Source organism: Streptococcus sanguinis (assembly GCF_019929225.1).
GTDB lineage: Bacteria > Bacillota > Bacilli > Lactobacillales > Streptococcaceae > Streptococcus > Streptococcus sanguinis_J.
This window is the reverse complement of sequence record NZ_JAHZPA010000015.1, coordinates 1-2,465: the sequence shown is the minus strand read 5'-3', so window position 1 is coordinate 2,465 and position 2,465 is coordinate 1. Positions and strand designations below refer to the sequence as shown.

Annotated in this window: 2 protein-coding genes and 1 pseudogene; all 3 read left to right on the top strand. The window is 35.5% G+C overall.

Features of this window, described 5'->3' with window-relative positions; genetic code table 11:
• The coding region (locus K1I80_RS11890; protein ID WP_223339046.1) for a conjugal transfer protein at positions 1 to 303 on the top strand (303 nt) is incomplete at its 5' end.
• A gap of 313 nt (positions 304 to 616) precedes the next feature.
• Positions 617 to 664: pseudogene (locus K1I80_RS12140) on the top strand (hypothetical protein); the annotation flags it as partial.
• A 15-nt stretch (positions 665 to 679) separates the two neighbouring features.
• A partial coding sequence (tet, locus tag K1I80_RS11875; protein ID WP_223312748.1) for a TetM/TetW/TetO/TetS family tetracycline resistance ribosomal protection protein occupies positions 680 to 2,465 on the top strand: 1,786 nt, incomplete at its 3' end.

The window sequence follows — 2,465 nt, the reverse complement described above, 5'->3', positions numbered from 1 at the left end:
GAGGGGACGGTTGATTCCATTACAACCAATGAAATCAATGAGTTTTTAACGACGTTCTTCAAGCTCTATCCTACAGCGACAGCCAGTGAACTTTCCTACTATGTGAATGACGGGATATTAAAACCAATCGGAAAAGAGTACATCTTTCAAGAACTGGTAAATCCTATTCACAATCGTAAGGATAATCAAGTCACGGTATCGCTGACAGTGGAGTATATCGACCAGCAGACCAAAGCAACGCAGGTATCTCAATTTGATTTGGTACTTGAAAAGAACGGGAGTAATTGGAAGATTGTAAAATAACAAATATTGGTACATGATTACAGATACTTTGTAATCATGTACTCTTTTTGATAAAAAATTGGAGATTCCTTTACAAATATGCTCTTACGTGCTATTATTTAAGTGACTATTTAAAAGGAGTTAATAAATATGCGGCAAGGTATTCTTAAATAAACTGTCAATTTGATAGCGGGAACAAATAATTAGATGTCCTTTTTTAGGAGGGCTTAGTTTTTTGTACCCAGTTTAAGAATACCTTTATCATGTGATTCTAAAGTATCCAGAGAATATCTGTATGCTTTGTATACCTATGGTTATGCATAAAAATCCCAGTGATAAAAGTATTTATCACTGGGATTTTTATGCCCTTTTGGGTTTTTGAATGGAGGAAAATCACATGAAAATTATTAATATTGGAGTTTTAGCTCATGTTGATGCAGGAAAAACTACCTTAACAGAAAGCTTATTATATAACAGTGGAGCGATTACAGAATTAGGAAGCGTGGACAAAGGTACAACGAGGACGGATAATACGCTTTTAGAACGTCAGAGAGGAATTACAATTCAGACAGGAATAACCTCTTTTCAGTGGGAAAATACGAAGGTGAACATCATAGACACGCCAGGACATATGGATTTCTTAGCAGAAGTATATCGTTCATTATCAGTTTTAGATGGGGCAATTCTACTGATTTCTGCAAAAGATGGCGTACAAGCACAAACTCGTATATTATTTCATGCACTTAGGAAAATGGGGATTCCCACAATCTTTTTTATCAATAAGATTGACCAAAATGGGATTGATTTATCAACGGTTTATCAAGATATTAAAGAGAAACTTTCTATGGAAATTATAATCAAACAGAAAGTAGAACTGCACCCTAATATGTGTGTGATGAGCTGTACGGAATCTGAACAATGGGATACGGTAATAGAGGGAAACGATGACCTTTTAGAGAAATATATGTCCGGTAAATCATTAGAAGCATTGGAACTCGAACAAGAGGAAAGCATAAGATTTCATAATTGTTCCCTGTTCCCTGTTTATCACGGAAGTGCAAAAAACAATATAGGGATTGATAACCTTATAGAAGTGATTACGAATAAATTTTATTCATCAACACATCGAGGTCCGTCTGAACTTTGCGGAAATGTTTTCAAAATTGAATATACAAAAAAAAGACAACGTCTTGCATATATACGCCTTTATAGTGGAGTACTACATTTACGAGATTCGGTTAGAGTATCAGAAAAAGAAAAAATAAAAGTTACAGAAATGTATACTTCAATAAATGGTGAATTATGTAAGATTGATAGAGCTTATTCTGGAGAAATTGTTATTTTGCAAAATGAGTTTTTGAAGTTAAATAGTGTTCTTGGAGATACAAAACTATTGCCACAGAGAAAAAAGATTGAAAATCCGCACCCTCTACTACAAACAACTGTTGAACCGAGTAAACCTGAACAGAGAGAAATGTTGCTTGATGCCCTTTTGGAAATCTCAGATAGTGATCCGCTTCTACGATATTACGTGGATTCTACGACACATGAAATTATACTTTCTTTCTTAGGGAAAGTACAAATGGAAGTGATTAGTGCACTGTTGCAAGAAAAGTATCATGTGGAGATAGAACTAAAAGAGCCTACAGTCATTTATATGGAGAGACCGTTAAAAAATGCAGAATATACCATTCACATCGAAGTGCCGCCAAATCCTTTCTGGGCTTCCATTGGTTTATCTGTATCACCGCTTCCGTTGGGAAGTGGAATGCAGTATGAGAGCTCGGTTTCTCTTGGATACTTAAATCAATCATTTCAAAATGCAGTTATGGAAGGGATACGCTATGGTTGCGAACAAGGATTATATGGTTGGAATGTGACGGATTGTAAAATCTGTTTTAAGTATGGCTTATACTATAGCCCTGTTAGTACCCCAGCAGATTTTCGGATGCTTGCTCCTATTGTATTGGAACAAGTCTTAAAAAAAGCTGGAACAGAATTGTTAGAGCCATATCTTAGTTTTAAAATTTATGCGCCACAGGAATATCTTTCACGAGCATACAACGATGCTCCTAAATATTGTGCGAACATCGTAGACACTCAATTGAAAAATAATGAGGTCATTCTTAGTGGAGAAATCCCTGCTCGGTGTATTCAAGAATATCGTAGTGATTTAACTTTCT